Annotated in this window: 18 protein-coding genes; 12 read left to right on the forward strand and 6 right to left on the reverse strand. The window is 60.6% G+C overall.

From position 1 onward, the window contains the following. Positions 1 to 109: 109 nt before the first annotated feature. Positions 110 to 1,294: a 4-hydroxybenzoate 3-monooxygenase gene (gene pobA, locus BSF40_RS13085; protein ID WP_371918084.1), complete on the forward strand. Its 1,185-nt coding sequence runs from the start codon at positions 110 to 112 to the stop codon at positions 1,292 to 1,294. A 78-nt stretch (positions 1,295 to 1,372) separates the two neighbouring features. After that, a complete protein-coding gene (locus BSF40_RS13090; protein ID WP_095965439.1) occupies positions 1,373 to 2,890 on the forward strand; it encodes an MDR family MFS transporter in 1,518 nt (505 codons plus the stop codon). A 137-nt stretch (positions 2,891 to 3,027) separates the two neighbouring features. Here BSF40_RS13090 and BSF40_RS13095 read toward each other — a convergent pair whose 3' ends face one another. The 4 genes from BSF40_RS13095 to BSF40_RS13110 all read right to left on the reverse strand — a co-directional run bounded on the left by BSF40_RS13095 (position 3,028) and on the right by BSF40_RS13110 (position 7,138). Further along, on the reverse strand, positions 3,028 to 3,876 hold the full coding sequence (locus BSF40_RS13095) for a cache domain-containing protein (protein WP_095965440.1): 849 nt from the start codon (positions 3,874 to 3,876) through the stop codon (positions 3,028 to 3,030). A 277-nt stretch (positions 3,877 to 4,153) separates the two neighbouring features. After that, complete coding sequence (locus BSF40_RS13100) at positions 4,154 to 5,026, reverse strand: ATPase (protein ID WP_095965441.1); 873 nt, start codon at positions 5,024 to 5,026, stop codon at positions 4,154 to 4,156. A 116-nt stretch (positions 5,027 to 5,142) separates the two neighbouring features. Continuing rightward, positions 5,143 to 6,135: an NAD(P)-dependent oxidoreductase gene (locus tag BSF40_RS13105; RefSeq protein ID WP_095965442.1), complete on the reverse strand. Its 993-nt coding sequence runs from the start codon at positions 6,133 to 6,135 to the stop codon at positions 5,143 to 5,145. A 103-nt stretch (positions 6,136 to 6,238) separates the two neighbouring features. Then, positions 6,239 to 7,138 carry a LysR family transcriptional regulator ArgP gene (locus tag BSF40_RS13110; RefSeq protein ID WP_095965443.1) on the reverse strand — a complete coding sequence of 300 codons (900 nt, stop codon included), beginning with the start codon at positions 7,136 to 7,138 and terminating at the stop codon, positions 6,239 to 6,241. A gap of 96 nt (positions 7,139 to 7,234) precedes the next feature. Here BSF40_RS13110 and BSF40_RS13115 point away from each other — a divergent pair, with 96 nt between their 5' ends. The 3 genes from BSF40_RS13115 to BSF40_RS13125 all read left to right on the forward strand — a co-directional run bounded on the left by BSF40_RS13115 (position 7,235) and on the right by BSF40_RS13125 (position 9,006). Next, a complete protein-coding gene (locus BSF40_RS13115) occupies positions 7,235 to 7,636 on the forward strand; it encodes an ACT domain-containing protein (RefSeq protein ID WP_095965444.1) in 402 nt (133 codons plus the stop codon). Between the two features lie 6 nt (positions 7,637 to 7,642). Then, positions 7,643 to 8,245, forward strand: a complete 603-nt coding sequence (locus tag BSF40_RS13120) for a LysE/ArgO family amino acid transporter (protein ID WP_015096661.1) — start codon at positions 7,643 to 7,645, stop codon at positions 8,243 to 8,245. Positions 8,246 to 8,409: 164 nt separating this feature from the next. After that, positions 8,410 to 9,006 (forward strand): superoxide dismutase, encoded by a 597-nt coding sequence (locus BSF40_RS13125; protein ID WP_008022038.1) that lies wholly within the window; start codon positions 8,410 to 8,412, stop codon positions 9,004 to 9,006. Positions 9,007 to 9,184: 178 nt separating this feature from the next. On the opposite strand, the gene BSF40_RS13130 is transcribed toward BSF40_RS13125, so the two are convergent. After that, positions 9,185 to 9,445 carry a DUF6124 family protein gene (locus BSF40_RS13130; protein WP_095965445.1) on the reverse strand — a complete coding sequence of 87 codons (261 nt, stop codon included), beginning with the start codon at positions 9,443 to 9,445 and terminating at the stop codon, positions 9,185 to 9,187. An 896-nt stretch (positions 9,446 to 10,341) separates the two neighbouring features. Here BSF40_RS13130 and BSF40_RS13140 point away from each other — a divergent pair. The 7 genes from BSF40_RS13140 (at position 10,342) to BSF40_RS13170 (ending at position 22,291) form a co-directional block, all read left to right on the forward strand. Beyond that, on the forward strand, positions 10,342 to 12,393 hold the full coding sequence (locus BSF40_RS13140; protein WP_095965447.1) for a bifunctional diguanylate cyclase/phosphodiesterase: 2,052 nt from the start codon (positions 10,342 to 10,344) through the stop codon (positions 12,391 to 12,393). A 245-nt stretch (positions 12,394 to 12,638) separates the two neighbouring features. Then, positions 12,639 to 13,988 (forward strand): imelysin family protein, encoded by a 1,350-nt coding sequence (locus BSF40_RS13145; RefSeq protein WP_095965448.1) that lies wholly within the window; start codon positions 12,639 to 12,641, stop codon positions 13,986 to 13,988. Between the two features lie 279 nt (positions 13,989 to 14,267). Continuing rightward, positions 14,268 to 15,695 carry a di-heme oxidoredictase family protein gene (locus tag BSF40_RS13150; RefSeq protein ID WP_095965449.1) on the forward strand — a complete coding sequence of 476 codons (1,428 nt, stop codon included), beginning with the start codon at positions 14,268 to 14,270 and terminating at the stop codon, positions 15,693 to 15,695. Between the two features lie 27 nt (positions 15,696 to 15,722). Then, positions 15,723 to 16,787, forward strand: coding sequence for an imelysin family protein (locus BSF40_RS13155; protein WP_095965450.1), 1,065 nt, complete (start codon positions 15,723 to 15,725; stop codon positions 16,785 to 16,787). A gap of 14 nt (positions 16,788 to 16,801) precedes the next feature. Next, positions 16,802 to 17,902, forward strand: a complete 1,101-nt coding sequence (locus BSF40_RS13160) for a DUF1513 domain-containing protein (protein ID WP_095965451.1) — start codon at positions 16,802 to 16,804, stop codon at positions 17,900 to 17,902. A 200-nt stretch (positions 17,903 to 18,102) separates the two neighbouring features. Continuing rightward, positions 18,103 to 19,251, forward strand: a complete 1,149-nt coding sequence (locus BSF40_RS13165; protein ID WP_095965452.1) for an efflux RND transporter periplasmic adaptor subunit — start codon at positions 18,103 to 18,105, stop codon at positions 19,249 to 19,251. Positions 19,252 to 19,264: 13 nt separating this feature from the next. Then, positions 19,265 to 22,291, forward strand: coding sequence for a multidrug efflux RND transporter permease subunit (locus BSF40_RS13170; protein WP_095965453.1), 3,027 nt, complete (start codon positions 19,265 to 19,267; stop codon positions 22,289 to 22,291). Between the two features lie 183 nt (positions 22,292 to 22,474). On the opposite strand, the gene BSF40_RS13175 is transcribed toward BSF40_RS13170, so the two are convergent. Beyond that, positions 22,475 to 22,702: a hypothetical protein gene (locus tag BSF40_RS13175; RefSeq protein ID WP_080925402.1), complete on the reverse strand. Its 228-nt coding sequence runs from the start codon at positions 22,700 to 22,702 to the stop codon at positions 22,475 to 22,477.

Here is a 22,702-nt window from a genome sequence, read left to right on the forward strand (position 1 = left end):
ACCTTCAATTGACAGACTCGCAAGGGAAAAATGCAAGCACTCGATCCATAAAAATCATTCACCGCCCCTGGTCGCGTGAAGCTTGCGAGTCATAAAAACAATGAAAACGCTGAAAACCCAGGTCGCCATCATTGGTGCCGGCCCTTCAGGCTTGTTGCTCGGCCAATTGCTGCACAACGCCGGTATCGACACCCTCATTCTCGAACGTCAGACCCCAGACTATGTACTGGACCGAATCCGCGCCGGCGTGCTTGAACAAGGCATGGTAGAGCTGTTGCGCCAGGCCGGCGTGAGTCAGCGCATGGACGCCGAGGGGCTGGTGCATGGCGGCTTCGAACTGGCCCTCGACGGGCGCCAGGTGCACATCGATCTGCACGCCCTCACGGGTGGCAAAACCGTGATGATCTACGGCCAGACCGAGGTCACCCGGGACCTGATGGCCGCCCGTCGGGAGGCCGGCGCGCAAACGATTTACCAGGCAGCCAACGTCGTTCCACACGGTATGAAAACCGATGAAGCCTTTGTCACTTTTGAGAAAGATGGTGAGACCTGGCGACTCGATTGCGACTATATCGCCGGTTGCGACGGCTTCCATGGCGTGGCGCGGCAATCGATTCCTGCCGAGAGCCTGAAAGTCTTCGAACGGATCTACCCCTTCGGCTGGCTCGGGATCCTGGCCGATACCCCACCGGTCCACGACGAACTGGTCTACGCCCGCCATGAGCGTGGTTTTGCCCTGTGCAGCATGCGCTCGCCGACACGCACCCGTTACTACCTTCAAGTACCCACCAGCGATCATGTCGATAACTGGTCGGATCAACGCTTCTGGGATGAACTCAAGACGCGGTTGCCACAAGCGTTGGCAGACAAACTGGTGACCGGCCCGTCCATCGAAAAAAGCATCGCGCCGCTGCGCAGCTTCGTGGTTGAACCGATGCAATACGGGCGGATGTTCCTGGTCGGCGATGCGGCGCACATCGTTCCGCCCACCGGCGCCAAGGGCCTGAACCTGGCAGCCAGCGATGTGAGTACGCTGTTCAATATCCTGCTCAAGGTTTACCGTGAAAACCGCGTTGATCTGCTGGAGAAATACTCGCAAATCTGCCTGCGCCGGGTGTGGAAGGCCGAGCGGTTTTCCTGGTGGATGACCTCGATGCTGCACCGTTTCGATGAGCACGATGCCTTTAGCCAGCGCATTGCCGAGTCGGAACTGGACTATTTCATCGGTTCCGAGGCGGGTCGAAAAACCATTGCGGAAAACTACGTCGGGCTTCCTTATGAGGCTATCGAATAGCCTGCTATCGACTTACACTGGCGAGCATCCCCGCTCGCCTTGCCTCGTGCGGGTCAATCAATGCCCGCAGGTTTTCCCGTGACCAATCTCCATCAGCCTGAAACGCCCAAACCCGCCATCCGCAGCGTGCTGATCGCGCTGATGCTGGCGATCTTTCTCGGGGCGCTGGACCAGACCATCGTCGCCGTGTCGATGCCGGCCATCTCCGCACAGTTCAAGGACGTCAGCCTGCTGGCCTGGGTGATTTCCGGCTACATGGTGGCCATGACCGTGGCGGTGCCGATCTACGGCAAACTGGGCGACCTGTACGGGCGGCGCAAGTTGATGCTGTTCGGCATGGGCCTGTTCACCCTGGCGTCGGTGTTCTGCGGCATGGCCCAGAGCATGGAGCAACTGGTTCTGGCGCGGATCTTCCAGGGCATCGGCGCCGGCGGGATGATTTCGGTGAGCCAGGCGATCATCGGTGACATCGTGCCGCCACGGGAGCGCGGTCGTTATCAGGGTTATTTCAGCAGCATGTACGCGGTGGCCAGCGTGGCCGGCCCGGTGCTCGGCGGTTACATGACCGAATACCTGTCCTGGCGCTGGGTGTTCCTGATCAACCTGCCGCTGGGCCTCGGTGCCTGGCTGGTGGCCCATCGCACGCTGGTGGGCCTGCCGGTTCCGCAACGCAAACCGGTCATCGACTACCTGGGCACCGTGTTGATGATCATCGGGCTGACGGCATTGTTGCTGGGCATCACGCAGGTCGGTCAGGGTCATTCCTGGCGCAGTGCCGAAGTGCTGGCGCTGCTCGCTTGTGCGGTACTGGTGCTTGGACTGTTCGTGGCGCACGAGCGGCGGGCACGGGAGCCGTTGCTGCCCATGCATCTGTTCGCCAACCGCCCTGCGATCCTGTGCTGGTGCACGATTTTCTTCACCAGTTTCCAGGCCATCTCGCTGATCGTATTGATGCCGCTGCGCTTCCAGAGCGTCACCGGCGCCGGGGCCGACAGCGCGGCCCTGCACCTGCTGCCGCTGGCCATGGGCTTGCCGATTGGCGCGTATTTCGCCGGCCGCCGCACCTCCGTGACCGGACGCTACAAACCGATGATCCTCACCGGCGCCGCGCTGATGCCCATCGCGATTATCGGCATGGCGTTCAGCCCACCGCAGGCCTTCATCGTGAGCAGCTTGTTCATGCTGCTCTGCGGGATTGCCTCAGGCATGCAGTTCCCGACATCGTTGGTCGGCACGCAGAACTCGGTGGACCAGCGAGACATAGGCGTCGCCACCAGCACCACCAACCTGTTCCGTTCGCTGGGCGGTGCCGTGGGTGTGGCATTGATGTCGGCGCTGCTGCTGGCCTTGTTGCAGGATTCAAGTTTTGCGCACCTGGCCGGCTCGTCGCTGATTGCCGAAGGCAGTTCGGGGAATGTGTTGCTCGACGGATTGAACGCCGCACCGGGTGAGGCGCAGAACGCCTTGCGTGCTGAATTGCTGCTGACGTTCCGGCACTTGCTGACGGTCAGTGCGGTGGTGTCGTTGCTGGGGCTGGCGGCGGCGATTGCCATGCCGAACATGTTGTTGCGCGGGCGCGAGGACAAGGTTCGATAGGTAGACCGAGTTGCCTGTATTCGCGAGCAAGCCCGCTCCCACAGTTGACCGCGTGCTGATGAAGAACTCGGTCTAATGTGGGAGCGGGCTTGCTCCGGGCGGCGTTCCGACGAAGGCGATCTGACAGTCACTACCATTCAAGGGCTGTAATACCCCACAGCCACCAGAAAATGCCCGACCTTCTTCAGGTAGGCATGCTTGTTCTCGACCTTGCCGGTCACCGGGTTTTTCCAGCGGTATTCGTATTCGCCGTAATCCTGTTTGGCCATCAACGCCAGAATCGGCTCGCCCACCGGCTTGCCTTCCGGGTCTTCGATCTTGCTGAAGTCGGTATTGATCAGCCGCAGGTTGGTGCCGTGGGCCACATAACGCCGGGTGTCCAGGTCGACGACAAACACATACAGGTCATCCTGCAGGTAGCCGCCCTTGAGGGAATTGATCGCCGTCAGGGTGCCCCTTTCGTCCCTGGCCAGATCGGTTGCCGCTTTGTTCAGCAAGGCCATGGCCTGTTCAGCGGAGGCTCGGGGCAGGTAATAACCGACCGCCAGAATCCTCTGGCCGATGCGCTGGTAGTAGACATGCTTGCGCTCGACCTTGCCGTCGCTCCAGTTCTGCCAGCGATACTCCGCCTGCTGAATGCCATTGCCCTCCGGCACCTTCAGGGCGTCCTTGAAGGTTTTCTGCAAGTCCGGACCCAGCACCTGCGACACGTCCCGGCCAATCAACGCCGACGACGGTCCGCCGCTGGCTAGCATCACGCCCTTGGTGTCGAGCACAAAGACGTAACGGTCCTTGTCGACAAACTCGCCCTGGCGACTGAACGCCGCAAAGGCCTTGTCACCGTTCTGGTGGTAGTAGGCCAAGGCTTTTTCCAGCAGAGCGATGGCCGCCTTGCTGTCATCCTTTTCCGTCCCGGCGGCTTGTGCCTGGCCCAGGCACAGTAAAAACATGCCGAACAGCAAGGCGGACTTATGCAGAAACCCCATTGCGCATCCCTCGTTCCTGATGGTGTTTCAAGAGCGTAGACGGCAATGGGGGAGGCATGGATATTCAGGAAAACAACGGAATGCTGTGGTGCGCTGGGCTTTTGTGGCGAGGGGGCTTGCCCCCGTTGGGTGGCGAAGCCGCCCCAAATCCATTCGCCGCGGTTTGCCAGATAAACCCCGGTACCTGATTTACGACTGCTGCGCAGCCGAACGGGGTGGTGCGGCATTCCGACAAGCCCCCTCGCCACAGCAAGCCCCCTCGCCACAAGTGCTCGTATTACTGCCGGGCGCGCAACTGCTGTTGCAGGTTCTGGATCTGCGCCTGAAGGGTATTGATGTTGCGGGTGACCTGGCTGCGGAAGGCATCGAACTCAGCGGTATTGGTCGCGCCCGGTGCGGCGGCCGGACGGTTGTCCTGCACGCTCTTGAGCACGACGATATCTTGCTCGAGACGCTCGATGGCAGCGCTCGGGTTGCCTTGCTTCTTCAGGGCGACGATATCGGCACCCAGGCTTTTCAACTGTGCATCGAATTTTTCCGAGTCGGACGGAGCACTTTTCAGGGCGGCCACTTCAGCACTCAAGGCTTTGACCTCGGCCTGCAACTGCGTATTGACCGCCTGATGTTCGGTGCCCTGGGCAGTCATCAGTGCAAGGCGCTTGTCCACTTCGGTAGTTTGCGCAGTCATTTGCGCCAGCCGCTTGTCCAGGTCCGAGGCCTGGCCGGCCACACCTTGCTGCTGGGTGCTCTGATCCTGGAGCTTGCCTTCCAGCTGGCGGATTTGCAGCTTCAAGGCCTCGCTGTCGGTGGTGACACTGGTCTGGCTGGCCACGACCTTTCCGGAAATGTCCTGCAGGCGCCCTGCCGCTTCCTCGCTGATTCGCGCGAAACTTTCCTGGGTCGCCACCAGTTGCTGTTCCATCAGGGAGATCTGCTGAAAGCTCCACCAGGCCAGGCCCGCGAACGCAAAGAACAACGCCCCGACCAACGCCCACAGGGGACCGGTACTCGCCGCCTTGACCTTCACCACCGGCGCCGTGCGCGAATGCACGACCGTGCGAGCAGTGGGCGGATAATCGTCATCGAGAACGTCTGCACGCAAGCTCGGTACATCGTCGAAGTCGTCGTTGGCATCGTTTCGCATGGACATTGAATCAACCTTTGTGAATCACATAATGGCTTTATGCCGCGCAGTATAAACCCCACTGCCGCAACCATTGACCCCCAAGCCCGTATCCGGTTCAGAAATGGCGCGCTGTTCGAGCCTCAGCGAATATCCTGCGCCTTCCACCAGCCACAGAATTCATCAAGCGCCGTCCAGAGGCTGACCTTGGGATCGTAATCCAGATAATGCCGGGCGCGACTGATGTCCAGGGTGAAATTTTTGTTCATGACTTGCATGCCCAGGCGCGACAGCGTCGGTTCGGGACGCCCCGGCCACATCTTGCACACGCCCTCGTTGAGCGCCGCCACGCTGTAGCCCAGGCCGTAGGAACGGTAACGGGTGACCTGTGGGACGTCCATTTTGCGCATGACGTAATTAACCACGTCCCACAAAGGAATCGGCGTGCCGTTGCTGATGTTGTAAGCCTTGCCCAGCGCGGAACCGCTGGCCAGCAAACTGCTGAGCAACGCCTCGTTGAGGTTTTGCACGCTGGTGAAATCCACTTTGTTCAGACCGTTGCCGATGATTGCCAGGCGCCCCTTGCGCTGCATGCTCAACAGGCGCGGGAAGATGCTCATGTCGCCGGCCCCGGTCACGAAACGCGGGCGCAGGGCCAGGGTTTCGAGACCGAACTCCTGGGCGCCGAAGACTTTTTGCTCGGCCAGGTACTTGGTGGCGGCATAAGGGTGTTTGAAGCGCTTGGGCACCTGCTCTTCGGTCAGGCCCAGGTGGTCTCGACCATCGAAATAGATCGACGGCGACGACAAATGCACCAGTCGGCGTACCCGTTGCTTGAGGCAGGCTTCGACCACGTTCTCGGTAACCTGGACGTTGCCCTGATGGAAATCCTGATAACGCCCCCATAAACCGACGGCACCGGCGCAATGCACCACGGCCTCGACGTCCGAACACAGTTCGCGCGCCAGTTCCGGGTCGCTCAAGTCGCCCTGGATGAATTCGGCCCCGCGGCGTACCAGATGCTCCACACTCTCGGCCCGGCGACCGTTGACCCGCACGTCCAGGCCCTGCTCCAGGGCAAAACGCGCAAAGCGTCCGCCGATGAAGCCGCTTGCGCCGGTAACCAGAATCTTCATGAATTGCTCCAACAAATGCAGCCGCGAGCTTCAAGCGGCAAGCTGCAAGTTAAAAACGGACCGCAAGCGCTTCACTTGCAGCTTGCAGCTTGCAGCTTGACGCTTAAGGCTGCTCCCAGGGCACCAGCCATTGCTTGGATGCGCTGACCAATTGATCGGTGAGCAGCCCCAGCAACTGACCGCCATTACGCCAATGATGCCAGTACAGCGGCACATCGATCGGCTTATCTGGCAATAACTCCCGCAACACGCCCCTTTCAAGTTGCTCGCGTACCTGCAGTTCCGGAACCAGGCCCCAGCCCAGGCCGGCTTCGGTCAATCGAATAAAGCCTTCCGACGACGGGCATAAATGGTGTTCGAAACCACCCTCGACGCCGAGGGACGCAAGATACCGATGCTGCAGGAAATCGTCCGGCCCAAACACCAGCGCCGGGGTGCGGGCCAACTGATCGGCGCGTACGCCTTGCGGAAAATGCCGGGCAATAAAGGCCGGGCTGGCTAGCGCACGGTAACGCATGGCCCCCAACAACACGCTGCGCGCGCCCGCCACCGGACGCTCACTGGCACAGACACAGGCTGCCACCTCGCCGGCGCGCATGCGCTTGAGGCCGACGGTCTGGTCTTCGACCACCAGATCCATCAACAGATGCTGTTGCGCGCAAAACTCCCCCACCGCCTGCGCCCACCAGGTGGCCAGGCTGTCGGCGTTCAGGGCGATCCGCAGGCGTTCCGGCAGGCCCTCTTCATCCAGTGCCGGCACCAGGCTTTGCAAATCCCGTTCAAGCAAGCGCACCTGCTGCACGTGGTTGAGCAACCGCCGACCGATTTCCGTTGGCGTTGGCGGTGTGGCCCGCACCAGCACCGGCTGGCCAACCCGCGCTTCCAGCAGCTTGATGCGTTGGGATATCGCCGACTGCGAAAGGCCCAGCACCTGGGCTGCCCGTTCAAAACCGGCCTGTTCGACCACGGCGGCCAGCGCAGAAAGCAATTTATAGTCGAACATCAGTTTTCCTAATGAGCGATCAGCAAGATTGGTTTTTCTTATACAGCCTTCACAGGGACAATGACCAGCAAGAACTCTTGAACAAGGATCAACCACATGGCTGGCGAAACTTCATTGGCAACACTGCTGCGCAGCATGAGCCCACAACTCAATGCCGGCGAATACGTGTTCTGCACCCTGCGCGACGGCCAGTTGCCTGCAGACCTGGAGATTGTCGGCAGCTTCCGCGAGCAGGAAGGCCTGACCGTGATACTCGAACGCTCCCAAGCCGAAAAAGCCGGGTTCAGCTTCGACTACGTCGCCGCCTGGATCACCCTGAACGTGCATTCGGCACTCGAAGCGGTTGGCCTGACCGCCGCGTTCGCCACGGCATTGGGCAAGGCCGGCATCAGTTGCAACGTGATTGCCGGCTACTACCACGACCATTTGTTTGTCGGCCAGGCCGACGCCGACCGTGCCCTGCAGGTGCTGCGGGATCTGGCAGCCAACGCGGAGTAAAAAATCATGTGGCAAAGTTATATGAACGGCCTGTTGGTGGCCTTTGGCTTGATCATGGCGATCGGCACCCAGAATGCGTTTGTCCTCGCGCAAAGCCTGCGGCGTGAACATCACCTGCCGGTCGCGGCACTCTGCGTGGCCTGCGACGCCCTGCTGGTGGCGGCCGGGGTGTTCGGCCTGGCGACGGTATTGGCACAGAACCCGACATTGCTGGCCATCGCCCGCTGGGGCGGTGCAGCGTTTCTGTTGTGGTATGGCACCCAGGCACTGCGCCGGGCCTTTTCGAAACAGAGCCTTGAGCAGGGCGAGGGTCAGACCGTACGCTCGCTGCGGGCGGTCATGCTCAGCGCACTGGCGGTGACCTTGCTCAACCCGCACGTCTACCTGGACACCGTCTTGCTGATCGGCTCCCTGGGCGCACAACAAACCGAGCCTGGCGCTTATGTGGTCGGCGCGGCCAGTGCCTCGCTGCTGTGGTTCTTCACCCTGGCGCTGGGTGCGGCCTGGCTGGCACCCTGGCTCGCCCGCCCCGGTACCTGGCGAATTCTCGATCTGTTGGTGGCGGTGATGATGTTTGCCGTAGCGCTGCAGTTGATCGCGGCCATCTGATTCGCGGAACCTCTATTCCACACAGTTGTTGCGTGGTTATGCCGCCCCCCCGGTGCTATGATCCGACTCCCTGCGCCGCAAAGAGTACAAACTCCCCGGCGCTTGTCTGGCCGCCCGTGATCGGCCTTGCGCTCACCGCAACTGACCTGATTAGGAGAATCATCATGGCTTTCGAATTGCCGCCACTGCCGTACGCACACGATGCCCTGCAGCCGCACATTTCCAAGGAAACTCTGGAATTCCACCACGACAAGCACCACAACACCTACGTCGTGAACCTGAACAACCTGGTGCCAGGCACCGAGTTCGAAGGCAAGACCCTGGAAGAAATCGTCAAGACTTCCTCGGGCGGTATCTTCAACAACGCCGCACAGGTCTGGAACCACACTTTCTACTGGAACTGCCTGGCGCCAAACGCCGGTGGTCAACCAACCGGCGCTTTGGCTGAAGCCATCAACGCAGCTTTCGGTTCGTTCGACAAGTTCAAGGAAGAGTTCAGCAAGACTTCCATCGGCACCTTCGGTTCCGGTTGGGGCTGGCTGGTGAAGAAGGCTGACGGCTCCCTGGCCCTGGCCAGCACCATCGGCGCCGGCAACCCGCTGACCAACGGCGACACCCCGCTGCTGACCTGCGACGTCTGGGAACACGCTTACTACATCGACTACCGCAACCTGCGTCCGAAGTACGTCGAAGCGTTCTGGAACCTGGTCAACTGGAAATTCGTGGCTGAGCAGTTCGAAGGCAAAACCTTCACCGCTTAAGCACGACGCCAGTCAAAAAACCCGGCTTTTTAGCCGGGTTTTTTATTGCCCGGGATTTTTCAGCGTTCGGCGGGCCCCTTCGCGAGCAAGCCCGCTCCCACATTTGATCTGTATACGACCCGATCCAGTGTGGGAGCGGGCTTGCTCGCGAAGAACGATGACGCGGTTAGCCTGCCAACTACTGCGGATCGAGGTTATCCAATGCGCGACTCACCGCCAGCTCCGCCAACATGACAATCTGAGAAATGGCCAGCGCTGTGTTGCGCTGGGGGCCATTGAGGTAGGTCGCGAAATCACTCGCCAGGACATTGGCTGAAGCCAGTGATTCACAGGCGTGGGCAAGAAGGGTTTCAGTGTCCATGTCGGGAACGATCATGAACATGGTGTGAGGGCTGTAGGGTTTGGTGGTGCTGGGGGGATCGGGGATTAATTTATCCACTGAAATATTCCTATGCGGTGGGTGCCACCCATAGCCGTTCTCACACGGCAAAGAGGTGGCAGCTATGTGCGAGGTGAGAAAACCGGTCATAGGCACCCGGCCAGACAAAAGTCTGCCCGCACACAGCCGCCATAACGCATTTACAGACAGCGGATAAGCTGGCGGCAATTATGCGGATACTGGCACTGGATGACTATGACTTGCCGGGTTCTCACACCCGATCGCTGAGTTTTCAGCGACCGTCAGAGGCTATTGAGTCCGCTTCCGACGGGCAACCTGAAAACTGCGTGGGAAACTTCTGGCGCTTTCCTACACCGCGCCATCTCGCAAAAACGTAACGCGGAGCGCACTTGGCAGCACTCCCACGCGGGCGTGTGGAAACGATGTGTTGGGGTGTGGCTGAAAATGCAATGTCGACTGTCCCGCCATCTTCGCGAGCAGGATCGTTCACATTGGGCCCCCGGTTTTTAGCCGGGACTTCTGGCCACTGAAGCCCCCCTGTAGGAGCGAGCTTGCTCGCGATGGACGTCAACGATAACGCGTACTGCCAGAACGCCCGCGTTGTCCTGGCGTTTTTCGCGAGCAAGCTCGCTCCTACAGGGCCGAGCGTTAGTTCGCCTGCCGCTCTTGATCTTGATGAAACAAGCCTCCCCCCCTTGCCCCACCGCCACAGACGGCTAACATCAAACAAAAGGAAAATATCTCCACCCTCTCCCCTAAAGTTGAAGGACTCGACAACCGACACAGTGCTAATAGGCTAACTCGTCAAGACAACTGCAAATCAGCCAAGCTGCAGGCAAAATCCTCCAAGGATGATTGTCCCTTTGACTGCCATCACGGGATTGCCAATACTCATGGCAACTTGATGCTACCCGCACGGAACAAGGAATAACCCTTTGAAGCTGGAACTCAAGAACAGCTTGTCGGTGAAGTTGCTCCGGGTCGTGCTCCTGTCGGCATTGATCGTCGGCGTGGTCTTGAGCTGCGCACAAATCGTGTTCGATGCCTATAAAACACGCCAGGCCGTCGCCAACGATGCCGAACGCATCCTCGACATGTTTCGCGACCCCTCGACCCAGGCCGTCTACAGCCTGGACCGGGAAATGGGCATGCAGGTGATCGAAGGCCTGTTTCAGGACGCCGCCGTGCGCAAGGCCTCCATCGGCCATCCCAACGAAGCCATGCTCGCGCAAAAAACCCGCGAATTGCAGCACTCCCACAGCCGCTGGCTGACCGACCTGATTCTCGGCAAGGAACGCACCTTCACCACCCAGCTGGTCGGTCGCGGGCCCTACAGCGAATATTACGGCGACCTGAGCATCACCCTCGATACCGCCACCTACGGCCAGGGGTTCATTGTCAGCTCGGTGATCATCTTCATTTCCGGCGTACTGCGCGCGCTCGCCATGGGGCTGGTGCTGTATCTGGTCTATCACTGGCTGCTGACCAAGCCGCTGTCGCGAATCATCGAGCACCTCACGGAAATCAATCCGGATCGTCCCAGCGAACACAAGATTCCGCTGCTCAAGGGCCACGAGAAAAACGAACTGGGCATCTGGATCAACACCGCCAACCAGTTGCTCGAGTCCATCGAACGCAACACCCATCTGCGCCACGAGGCGGAAAACAGCCTGTTGCGCATGTCCCAATACGATTTCCTGACGGGGCTGCCGAACCGCCAGCAATTGCAGCAGCAACTGGACAAGATCCTCATCGACGCCGGCAGGTTGCAGCGCCGGGTCGCGGTGTTGTGTGTCGGCCTCGACGATTTCAAGGGCATCAACGAGCAGTTCAGCTACCAGACCGGCGACCAGTTGCTGCTGGCCCTGGCCGATCGCCTGCGTGGCCATAGCGGTCGCCTGGGTGCCCTCGCCCGCCTCGGTGGCGACCAGTTCGCCCTGGTCCAGGCCGATATCGAACAACCCTACGAGGCCGCCGAGCTGGCACAAAGCATTCTCGATGATCTCGAAGCGGCGTTTGCCCTCGACCATCAGGAGATCCGCCTGCGCGCCACCATCGGCATCACCCTGTTCCCCGAGGACGGCGACAGCACCGAGAAGTTGCTGCAAAAGGCCGAGCAGACCATGACGCTGGCCAAGACCCGCTCGCGCAACCGCTATCAGTTCTATATCGCCAGCGTCGACACCGAAATGCGCCGCCGCCGCGAACTGGAAAAAGACCTGCGCGATGCGCTGATCCGCAATCAGTTCTACCTCGTCTACCAGCCGCAGATCAGTTACCGCGACAACCGCGTGGTGGGCGTCGAAGCCCTGATTCGCTGGCAACACCCCGAGCACGGCATGGTGCCACCGGACCTGTTCATTCCGCTGGCCGAACAGAACGGCACCATCATTGCCATCGGCGAATGGGTGCTGGACCAGGCCTGCAAACAATTACGCGAGTGGCATGACCAAGGCTTCAGTGACCTGCGCATGGCGGTCAACCTGTCCACGGTTCAATTGCACCATGCCGAACTGCCACGGGTGGTCAACAACCTGCTGCAAATGTACCGCCTGCCGCCACGCAGCCTGGAACTGGAAGTCACCGAAACCGGCCTGATGGAGGACATCAGCACCGCAGCCCAGCATCTGCTGAGCCTGCGCCGCTCCGGTGCGCTGATCGCCATCGATGACTTTGGAACCGGCTATTCATCCTTGAGCTATCTCAAGAGCCTGCCGCTGGACAAGATCAAGATCGACAAGAGCTTCGTTCAGGACCTGCTCGATGACGACGACGATGCAACCATCGTTCGCGCCATCATCCAGCTGGGCAAGAGCCTGGGCATGCAGGTGATTGCCGAAGGTGTGGAAACCGCCGAACAAGAGGCCTACATCATTTCCGAAGGCTGCCACGAAGGTCAGGGTTATCACTACAGCAAGCCATTGCCGGCGCGGGAACTGGGCCTCTATTTGAAACAGGCCCAGCGCAGCAACGCCGCTATTTTGTAACCCCCCTGTAGGAGCGAGCCTGCTCGCGATGAACTTGAGAACACCGCGGGGTATCAGGTTCCCGGCGTTATCGTTGACGTCCATCGCGAGCAATCGAGCGTCGACCGGCTGCTCCTACAGGGATCCGTGAATAAGAAATATTTCCAGCTACAACCCTTTACACATAATGCGAAAGATTTGCATTATGTCGCAGTTTTGCGTGCGCATAGCGCCACTCCACCCCCTATCGAAGCAGGATGTTCGCCATGATTCGTATGCCTCTGGCTACCGCCAGTCTGTTGGCCATCGCTATTTCCCTCGCCGGTTGCGGCGAAGGTGACAAAGAAAAAGCTGCCGCGCCTGCACCTGCGCCAGCCGCCAGCACCGCGGCCGCCCCGGCTGCTGCGCCTGCCGCTGCCGGTAAAGTCGACGAAGCCGCCGCCAAAGCCGTTGTCGCTCACTACGCCGACATCGTTTTCGCCGTTTACAGCGATGCCGAATCCACCGCGAAGACCCTGCAAACCGCCGTAGACGCCTTCCTCGCCAAGCCGAACGCCGACACCCTGAAAGCCGCCAAGGCTGCCTGGGTTGCCGCTCGCGTGCCTTACCTGCAGAGCGAAGTGTTCCGCTTCGGCAACACCATCGTTGACGACTGGGAAGGTCAGTTGAACGCCTGGCCGCTGGACGAAGGCCTGATCGACTACGTCGACAAGTCCTACGAGCACGCCCTGGGCAACCCGGGCGCCACCGCCAACATCATCGCCAACACTCAAGTGCAGATCGGCGAAGACAAGGTCGACGTCAAAGACATCACCCCGGAAAAACTCGCCAGCCTGAACGAGCTGGGCGGTTCCGAGGCCAACGTCGCCACCGGTTACCACGCCATCGAATTCCTGCTCTGGGGCCAGGACCTGAACGGCACCGGCCCTGGCGCCGGCAACCGTCCGGCTTCGGACTACCTGGAAGGCAAAGGGGCTACCGGCGGTCACAACGATCGTCGTCGTGCCTACCTGAAGTCCGTGACTCAGCTGCTGGTCAGCGACCTGGAAGAAATGGTCGGTAACTGGAAGCCGAACGTGGCCGACAACTACCGCGCCACCCTGGAAGCAGAACCAGCTGAAACCGGCCTGCGCAAAATGCTGTTCGGCATGGGCAGTCTGTCCCTGGGCGAACTGGCGGGCGAGCGCATGAAGGTTTCCCTGGAAGCCAATTCCCCTGAAGACGAACAGGATTGCTTCAGCGACAACACCCACAACTCGCACTTCTACGATGCCAAGGGCATTCGTAACGTGTACCTGGGCGAATACACCCGTGTCGACGGCACCAAAATGACCGGCGCCAGCCTGTCCTCCCTGGTGGCCAAGGCCGACCCGGCTGCCGACACCGCGCTCAAAGACGACCTGGCCGCTACCGAAGCCAAGCTTCAAGTCATGGTCGACCACGCCAACAAGGGCGAGCACTACGACCAGTTGATCGCTGCCGGCAACACCGCAGGCAATCAGATCGTCCGTGACGCCATCGCTGCGCTGGTCAAGCAGACCGGTTCGATCGAAGCCGCCGCTGGCAAACTGGGCATCAACGACCTGAACCCGGACAACGCTGATCACGAATTCTGATCAACGCTGGCTGAATGAAAAAGGCGACCTTCGGGTCGCCTTTTTCATATCTGCTACACACATCCCATTGTGGGAGCGAGCTTGCTCGCGAAAGCGTCGTGTCAGGCAACCTCCATGGGGACTGACACCCCGCCTTCGCGAGCAAGCCCGCTCCCACAGGGGGTTATGGGTAAGACAAATAACCTGCCCCACATCAAGCAAACGATAATTCCTCTTATTCAAATTCCCATCCCCTGTTAGACTTTGCGCCCTTGTTTTGCTCGTCTTGCAGGATCCCTGATGCCCTCGCTGCCTCTTCGCTTGTCCGCACTGTTTCTGGCCCTGGGCCTGAGTGCCTGCGATGACGCCCCGAAATTCACCCAGGCAGAACCCGGCGAAGCTCGCTCCGGCGGCAGTGCGACGGTGCGCAAGACCGATCAGAACGCGTTTTCCATGCCCTCGGCGAACCTGCCGCCGTCCCGGCGTGTGGATTTCAGCGTCGGCAACAGCTTCTTCCGCAGCCCTTGGGTGATCGCCCCTTCGACGACGACCGCGCGCGATGGCCTCGGCCCGTTGTTCAACACCAATGCCTGCCAGGGCTGTCACATCAAGGACGGCCGCGGCCATCCGCCGACTGCGGACGATGTGAACGCCGTGTCGATGCTGGTACGCCTGTCGATTCCCGACGCCCCCGCGCATGCCAAGGTCATCGAACAACTCGGCGTGGTGCCGGAGCCCATCTACGGCGGTCAGTTCCAGGACATGGCCGTACCCGGCGTGGCCCCCGAAGGCAAAGTGCGGGTCGATTACACCGCCGTGCCGGTTCGCTTCAAGGACGGCACCGAAGTCGAGCTGCGCAAACCGAGCCTGAACATCACCCAACTGGGCTACGGCCCGATGCATCCCGATACCCGTTTCTCGGCGCGCGTAGCGCCGCCGATGATTGGCCTGGGCCTGCTCGAGGCGATCCCTGACGAGGCGATCCTGGCCAACGCCGAGGCACAGGCCAAGGCGAACAACGGCATCAGCGGACGACCGAACCGGGTCTGGGATGACGCTGGGCAAAAGACTGTGCTTGGACGATTTGGCTGGAAAGCCGGACAACCGAACCTCAATCAGCAAAATGTTCACGCGTTTTCGGGCGATATGGGCCTCACGACCAGCCTGCGGCCCTTTGATGACTGCACGGACGCGCAAACCGCCTGCAAACAGGCACCGAGTGGCAACGGCCCCGATGGCGAGCCGGAAGTCAGCGATAACATCCTGCGCCTGGTGCTGTTCTACAGCCGTAACCTCGCCGTACCGGCCCGTCGTAACGTCAACGCACCTGAAGTGCTGGCCGGCAAAACCCTGTTCTATCAGGCCGGTTGCCAGTCCTGTCACACACCGAAATACACCACCGTCGCCAACGCCGCCGAACCTGAGCTGGCCAATCAAGTGATTCGGCCCTACAGCGATCTGCTGCTGCATGACATGGGCGACGGCCTGGCCGACAACCGTAGCGAATTCCAGGCCAGTGGCCGCGAATGGCGCACCCCGCCGTTGTGGGGCATCGGCCTGACACAGGCGGTCAGCGGCCACACCCAGTTCCTGCACGACGGCCGCGCCCGCAACCTGCTCGAAGCCGTGCTCTGGCATGGCGGCGAGGCGACAGCGGCGCAGCAACAGGTTTTGTCTTTCAATGCCGAGCAGCGCGCCGCGTTGCTGGCGTTCCTGAATTCCCTTTAACACGCATTCCACTCGCGGGAGCCCGACATGTTCCGTCCCAAACTATTGTTCACCAGCCTTGCCGCCCTCGCCCTGGGCGCCTGCTCGCCCCAGGATCCGCAAGCGGTCACGTCGGCGGCCATCGCCAAGTCGGTGATCCTGCCGACCTACACCCGCTGGGTTGAAGCCGACCGTCAATTGGCAGTCAGCGCCCTCGCCTACTGCGAAGGCAAGGAAACCCTGGAAACCGCCCGTGCCGACTTCCTGCATGCGCAAAAAGCCTGGGCCGAGCTGCAACCGCTGCTGATCGGGCCGTTGGCCGAAGGCAACCGTTCGTGGCAAGTGCAGTTCTGGCCGGACAAGAAAAACCTGGTCGGCCGTCAGGTCGAGCAACTGGTCAGCGCCCAGCCGCAGATCGATGTTGCAGCGCTGGCCAAGTCCAGTGTCGTGGTGCAGGGCCTCTCGGCCTACGAATACATTCTGTTCGACAGCAAGCCTGACGTGGCCAACGTAGAGCAGAAGAGCAAATACTGCCCACTGCTGATCGCCATCGGCGAACGCCAGAAACAGTTGGCCGAAGAGATTCTGCAAACCTGGAACAACACCGACGGCATGCTCGCGCAGATGAGCAAATTCCCCAACCAGCGTTACGCCGACTCCCACGAAGCAATTGCCGATCTGCTGCGGGTTCAAGTCACCGCCATCGACACCCTGAAGAAAAAACTCGGCACGCCGATGGGTCGCCAGAGCAAGGGCGTGCCACAACCGTTCCAGGCCGATGCCTGGCGCAGCCAGTCGTCCCTGACCAGCCTCGAAGCCAGCCTCGCGGCCGCCAAAACGGTCTGGGAAGGTGTGGATAACAAAGGCCTGCGCGGACTGTTGCCAAGCGAGCAGAAGCCGTTGGCCGACAAGATCGATGCCGCCTATGCCGCCTCGCTGAAACTGTTTGCCGGCAACCAGCGCTCGCTGACTGACATGCTCAATGACGAGGCCGGCCGCCAGCAACTCAACGAGCTGTATGACAGCCTCAACGTCGTCCATCGCCTGCACGAGGCCGATCTGGCCAAGGCATTGGGCATCCAGCTGGGCTTCAACGCCAACGACGGTGACTGATGAGGGCCAGTTCCATGCTGCGACGCCAGGTTCTGACATTAGGGAGTTTGCTGCTGGGTGCGGTGACGCTGGGCGGCTGGAAGCTGTTCAAGCAAAAGGACAAGAGTCCGTTGTTGCTTTCGGCACGGGACGATACCGATGGCCAGCATTACGCCGTCGGTTATCGGCTCGATGGTACCCAGGTGTTCGCCACCCGGGTCGGCCAGCGTTGCCACGACATCATCAACCACCCGACACAGCCGATGGCGCTGTTCGTCGCCCGCCGTCCGGGTACCGAGAGCTACCTGATCGACCTGCGCGACGGCGCCCTCCTGCAAACCGTGGTGTCGCAGCCAAACCGGCACTTCTACGGACACGCGGTCATTCACCACAGCGGCGACTGGCTGTACGCCACCGAAAATGACACCACCGACCCGGGCCGCGGCCTGCTCGGCGTGTATCAGTTCGAAGGCGAAAGGCTGGTGCACAGCGGCGAGATTTCCACCCACGGCCTGGGTCCGCACCAGGTGTCGTGGATGCCCGATGGCGAAACCCTGGTGGTGGCCAACGGCGGGATTCGCACCGAGGCCGAAAGCCGGGTGGAGATGAACCTCAACGCCATGGAACCGAGCCTGGTCCTGATGCAACGTGACGGCACCCTGCTGAGCAAGGAAACCCTCGCCCAGCAGATGAACAGCGTGCGCCATCTGGCCATCGCCAGCGACGGCACCATCGTCGCCAGCCAACAGTTCATGGGCGCGGCCCACGAGTCGTCGGAGCTGTTGGCGATCAAGCGGCCCGGCCAGCCCTTCGTGGCGTTCCCGGTGCCCGAGCACCAGTTGCAGGCCATGGGGCACTACACCGCCAGCGTCGCGGTGCACAACGACTTGCGCCTGGTGGCGTTGACTGCGCCGCGGGGCAATCGTTTTTTCATCTGGGACCTGGACAGCGGTGAAGTACGCCTGGATGCCCCCCTGCCCGATTGCGCCGGGGTCGGCGCCGTGGCCGATGGTTTTGTCGTGACCTCGGGCCAGGGGCGCTGCCGTTACTACGACTGCCGCCAGACAAACCTGGTCGCCAAACCGCTGGAGCTACCCGCAGGGCTCTGGGACAACCATCTGCATCTGATGGCCTGAATCATTGAAAAGATCGCCGCCTTGGGCCGCGCCGGCATCGGGATGACGTCCCCCCCGCAGGTGCGACCCGAGACGGCGAATCTTTTCAGGCTTTCCCCCCTCTAATACCTCACAACCTGTAAAAACGGCAGTTGGATTACCTCTAGACTCCCGGTAATGTGCCCTGCTGTCTCACCTGATTTTCTCCAAGGAACTGGAATATGCTGCGTCGCCGCATGCTGATCATGTTGGGTGTGGTTCTACTGATTGTGCTGGTCCTGGCCGCCTACAAAGCCTTCTCGATCTACACCATGGTTCAAGGCTTCTCTGCGCCTAAACCGGCCATCAGCGTTGCCGTGGCCACCGCCACCGAGCGTCCGTGGCAAGCCCGCCTGCCTACCGTTGGCACGCTCAAGGCATTGCAGGGCGTGGACCTGAGCCTGGAGACCGATGGCACCGTCATCGATTTGCAGTTCGAGTCAGGGCAAAAGGTCAAGGCCGGTCAACCACTCCTGCGCCTGGACAGCGCCGTTGAAAGCGCCCTGCTGGAAACGGCTCTGGCCGACCTCGGGCTGGCCCAGCTCGATTACGGTCGCGGTAGCCAACTGGTCGGCAGCCAGGCCATTTCCAAAGGCGAATTCGACCGACTTTCGGCGGTGCTGAAAAAGAGCAGGGCCACGGTCAATCAACTCAAGGCTGCGCTCGGCAAAAAAAGCATCGTCGCGCCCTTCAGCGGGACCATCGGCATTCGTCAGGTAGACGTTGGCGACTATCTTGCCAGCGGCACCATGATCGCCACCCTGCAAGACCTCAGTAGCCTGTATGTGGACTTTTTTGTGCCCGAGCAGTCGGTGCCGAAGATTGCACTCGGCCAGCCAGTGCAGATCATTGTCGCGGCATATCCGAACCAGGAGTACCCGGGCACCATCAGTGCAATCAACCCGAAAGTCGAGAACAGCACCCGTAACGTGCAGGTCCGCGCCACCCTGGCCAACCCCGATGGCAAGTTGATGCCAGGCATGTTCGCCAACCTCCAGGTGCTCCTGCCCGACCCGCAACCGCGCATCGTGGTGCCGGAAAGCGCGATTACCTACACGCTCTACGGCAACTCGGTGTATGTGGCCGTACCAAAGAAGGCCGAAGATGGCAGCCTGGTAAAGGACGACAAGGGCCAGCCGGTGCTGATCGCCGAACGGCGTTTTGTCGAGACCGGCGAACGCCGCGATGGGCAAGTGATGATCACCAAAGGCGTGCAGAGCGGCGAGACAGTGGTGACCGCCGGCCAGCTCAAACTGGATAACGGCGCGCACATTTCCATCAGCGACGACAAGACCCTGGCCGGGCAGAACAGCCCGCCTCGCGCGGACTGATCAAGGAATCCCTATGGCTTTTACCGATCCGTTCATTCGCCGCCCGGTTCTCGCAACCGTTGTCAGCCTGCTGATTGTGCTGCTGGGCTTTCAGGCCTGGAGCAAGCTGCCGCTGCGCCAGTATCCACAAATGGAAAACGCCCTGATCACGGTGACCACCGCCTATCCCGGAGCCAACGCCGAGACCATCCAGGGCTACATTACCCAACCGATGCAGCAAAGCCTCGCCAGCGCCGAAGGTATCGACTACATGACCTCGGTGAGTCGCCAGAACTTTTCGGTGATCTCGATCTACGCGCGCGTCGGCTCCAACAGCGACCGTCTGTTTACCGAACTGCTGGCCAAGGCCAACGAGGTCAAGAACCAGCTGCCCCAGGACGCAGAAGACCCGGTGCTGAGCAAAGAATCTGCCAATGCGTCAGTGCTGATGTACATGAGTTTCTTCAGCAAGGAATTGAGCAACCCGCAGATTACCGATTACCTGTCGCGGGTGATCCAGCCCAAACTGGCGACCTTGCCCGGCATGGCCGAGGCCGAAATCCTCGGCAACCAGGTATTTGCCATGCGCCTGTGGCTGGATCCGGTGAAGCTCGCGGGTTTCGGCCTCAGTGCCAGCGATGTGACCAACGCGGTGCGCCAGTACAACTTCCTCTCGGCCGCCGGCGAGGTGAAGGGCGAGTACGTGGTCACCAGCATCAACGCCAATACCGAACTCAAGTCCGCCGAGGCCTTCGGGGCGATTCCGCTCAAGGTCGATGGCGACAGCCGTGTGCTGCTGCGGGATGTGGCGCGCGTGGAAATGGGTGCGGAAAACTACGACTCCATCAGCTCCTTCGGTGGCACCCCTTCGGTGTACATCGGCATCAAGGCGACACCTGCCGCCAACCCGCTGGATGTGATCAAGGAAGTGCGCAAGATCATGCCGGAACTTGAGGCCCAGCTACCGCCGAACCTCAAGGGTGAAATCGCCTACGACGCCACGCTGTTCATCCAGGCCTCGATCGACGAAGTGGTGAAAACGCTGTTCGAAGCGGTGCTGATCGTGATCGTGGTGGTGTTCCTGTTCCTTGGCGCCCTGCGCTCGGTGGTGATCCCGGTGGTGACCATCCCGCTGTCGATGATCGGCGTCATGTTCTTCATGCAGATGATGGGGTACTCGATCAACCTGCTCACCCTGCTGGCGATGGTATTGGCCATCGGCCTGGTGGTGGACGACGCCATCGTGGTGGTGGAAAACATTCATCGCCACATCGAGGAAGGCAAGACGCCGTTCGATGCCGCCATTGAAGGCGCCCGGGAAATCGCCATGCCGGTGATCTCGATGACCATCACCCTGGCGGCGGTGTATGCGCCGATCGGTTTCCTGACCGGCCTGACCGGGGCGCTGTTCAAGGAGTTCGCCCTGACCCTGGCCGGCGCGGTGGTGATTTCCGGCATCGTCGCCCTCACCCTGTCGCCGATGATGTGTGCGTTTCTGCTGCGTCACGACGAGAACCCCAGTGGCCTGGCCCATCGCCTGGACATGATCTTCGAACGCCTCAAGCGCCGCTACCAGAGCCTGCTTCACGGCACCCTCAACACCCGCCCGGTAGTGCTGGTGTTCGCCGTGATCGTGTTGTGCCTGATTCCGGTCCTTCTCAAGTTCACCAAATCGGAACTGGCGCCGGATGAGGACCAGGGCATCATTTTCATGATTGCCAACGCCCCGCAACCGACCAACCTCGACTACCTGAACACTTACACCGACGAGTTCGTCGCGATCTTCAAGTCGTTTCCCGAGTACTACTCGTCATTCCAGATCAACGGTTTCACCGGCGTGCAATCGGGCATCGGCGGTTTCCTGCTCAAGCCATGGGACGAGCGCAGTCGCACGCAAATGGCGATCCTGCCCGAGGTGCAGGCCAAACTGGAAAGCATCCCGGGGTTGCAGATTTTCGGCTTCAACCTGCCGTCCCTGCCGGGCACCGGCGAAGGCTTGCCATTCCAGTTCGTCATCAACTCCTCCAACGATTACGAACTGCTGCTGCAAGTGGTCGACCGGGTAAAAAAACGGGCGATGGAATCCGGCAAGTTTGCATTTGTCGACGTTGACCTGGCCTTCGACAAGCCGGAAGTGGTGGTGGACATCGACCGCGCCAAGGCAGCGCAGATGGGGGTTTCCATGCAGGATCTGGGGGGAACCCTGGCGACCCTGCTGGGCGAAGCCGAGATCAACCGATTCACCATCGAAGGTCGCAGCTACAAGGTCATTGCCCAGGTCGAGCGAACGTTCCGCGACAATCCGGACTGGCTGAACAATTACTACGTGAAAAACACCCAGGGCGAGCTGTTGGCGTTGTCGACCCTGATCACCGTCACCGACCGTGCCCGACCGCGCCAGTTGAACCAGTTCCAGCAACTCAACTCCGCCATTCTGTCCGGCGTGCCACTGGTGAGCATGGGGGAAGCCATCGACCTCGTGCGCCAGATCGCCCGGGAAGAGGCACCGGTCGGTTTTGCCTTCGACTACGCCGGTGCGTCGAGGCAGTATGTTCAGGAAGGCAGTGCCCTGTGGGTCACCTTTGCCTTGGCACTGGCGATCATTTTCCTGGTGTTGGCGGCGCAGTTCGAAAGCTTCCGCGACCCGCTGGTAATCCTGGTCACCGTGCCCCTGTCCATCTGCGGCGCGTTGATTCCGCTGTTCCTGGGGTGGTCGAGCATGAACATCTACACCCAGGTCGGGCTGGTGACGCTGATCGGGCTGATCAGCAAGCACGGCATTCTGATCGTCGAGTTCGCCAACCAGCTACGCAAGGACAAGGGCCTGACGGCACGGGAAGCGGTGGAGGAAGCGGCGGCCATCCGCCTGCGTCCGGTGTTGATGACCACCGCGGCGATGGTGTTTGGCATGGTGCCATTGATCATCGCCACCGGTGCTGGCGCGGTCAGCCGGTTCGACATCGGTACGGTCATCGCGACCGGCATGTCGATCGGCACGTTGTTCACCCTGTTTGTGTTGCCTTGCATCTACACGATGCTGGCCAAGCCGGATAAACCCTGACGCAGAAAAACCTGTGGGAGCGGGCTTGCTCGCGAAAGCGGTGTGTCAGACAACATCGTTGTTGAATGTTGAGCCGCTTTCGCGAGCAAGCCCGCTCCCACATTGAATCGTGCAGGTTGAAAATCCGGGCAAAAAAAAAAGGCCTCGTTGGTGCGAGGCCTTTTCATTTTGGCTTCAATCGGTTCAACTTTGCGGCCTCAGTCCCTGAGAAAGTCCGAACATGAAAAGCAATAGATCATGATCAGGTCGAGTGGCCACGGATGCCTTCGCAACCCGCGGCAACGGACAATGTTCTTCTGCGTTTATCGAGCTGAGAACCTGGGGGCGTGGTTGCTCCCAGGTTGCCATCGCGATCGATGCAACTGCCAAGGCTCCTACCAGAAACAAACCTCGTGCAATTTCGAGTTTCAT

The sequence above is a fragment of the Pseudomonas sp. ACN5 genome (genome assembly GCF_002303975.1).
Lineage (GTDB): Bacteria > Pseudomonadota > Gammaproteobacteria > Pseudomonadales > Pseudomonadaceae > Aquipseudomonas > Aquipseudomonas laurylsulfatiphila.

Bases quoted from the DNA above. Each gene is read 5' to 3' on its own strand.
- BSF40_RS13095 (WP_095965440.1), bottom strand. From the start codon at position 3,876: ATGGGGTTTCTGCATAAGTCCGCCTTGCTGTTCGGCATGTTTTTACTG.
- BSF40_RS13100 (WP_095965441.1), bottom strand. From the start codon at position 5,026: ATGTCCATGCGAAACGATGCCAACGACGACTTCGACGATGTACCGAGC.
- BSF40_RS13105 (WP_095965442.1), bottom strand. From the start codon at position 6,135: ATGAAGATTCTGGTTACCGGCGCAAGCGGCTTCATCGGCGGACGCTTT.
- BSF40_RS13110 (WP_095965443.1), bottom strand. From the start codon at position 7,138: ATGTTCGACTATAAATTGCTTTCTGCGCTGGCCGCCGTGGTCGAACAG.
- BSF40_RS13115 (WP_095965444.1), top strand. From the start codon at position 7,235: ATGGCTGGCGAAACTTCATTGGCAACACTGCTGCGCAGCATGAGCCCA.
- BSF40_RS13120 (WP_015096661.1), top strand. From the start codon at position 7,643: ATGTGGCAAAGTTATATGAACGGCCTGTTGGTGGCCTTTGGCTTGATC.
- BSF40_RS13125 (WP_008022038.1), top strand. From the start codon at position 8,410: ATGGCTTTCGAATTGCCGCCACTGCCGTACGCACACGATGCCCTGCAG.
- BSF40_RS13145 (WP_095965448.1), top strand. From the start codon at position 12,639: ATGATTCGTATGCCTCTGGCTACCGCCAGTCTGTTGGCCATCGCTATT.
- BSF40_RS13150 (WP_095965449.1), top strand. From the start codon at position 14,268: ATGCCCTCGCTGCCTCTTCGCTTGTCCGCACTGTTTCTGGCCCTGGGC.
- BSF40_RS13155 (WP_095965450.1), top strand. From the start codon at position 15,723: ATGTTCCGTCCCAAACTATTGTTCACCAGCCTTGCCGCCCTCGCCCTG.
- BSF40_RS13160 (WP_095965451.1), top strand. From the start codon at position 16,802: ATGCTGCGACGCCAGGTTCTGACATTAGGGAGTTTGCTGCTGGGTGCG.
- BSF40_RS13165 (WP_095965452.1), top strand. From the start codon at position 18,103: ATGCTGCGTCGCCGCATGCTGATCATGTTGGGTGTGGTTCTACTGATT.
- BSF40_RS13170 (WP_095965453.1), top strand. From the start codon at position 19,265: ATGGCTTTTACCGATCCGTTCATTCGCCGCCCGGTTCTCGCAACCGTT.
- BSF40_RS13175 (WP_080925402.1), bottom strand. From the start codon at position 22,702: ATGAAACTCGAAATTGCACGAGGTTTGTTTCTGGTAGGAGCCTTGGCA.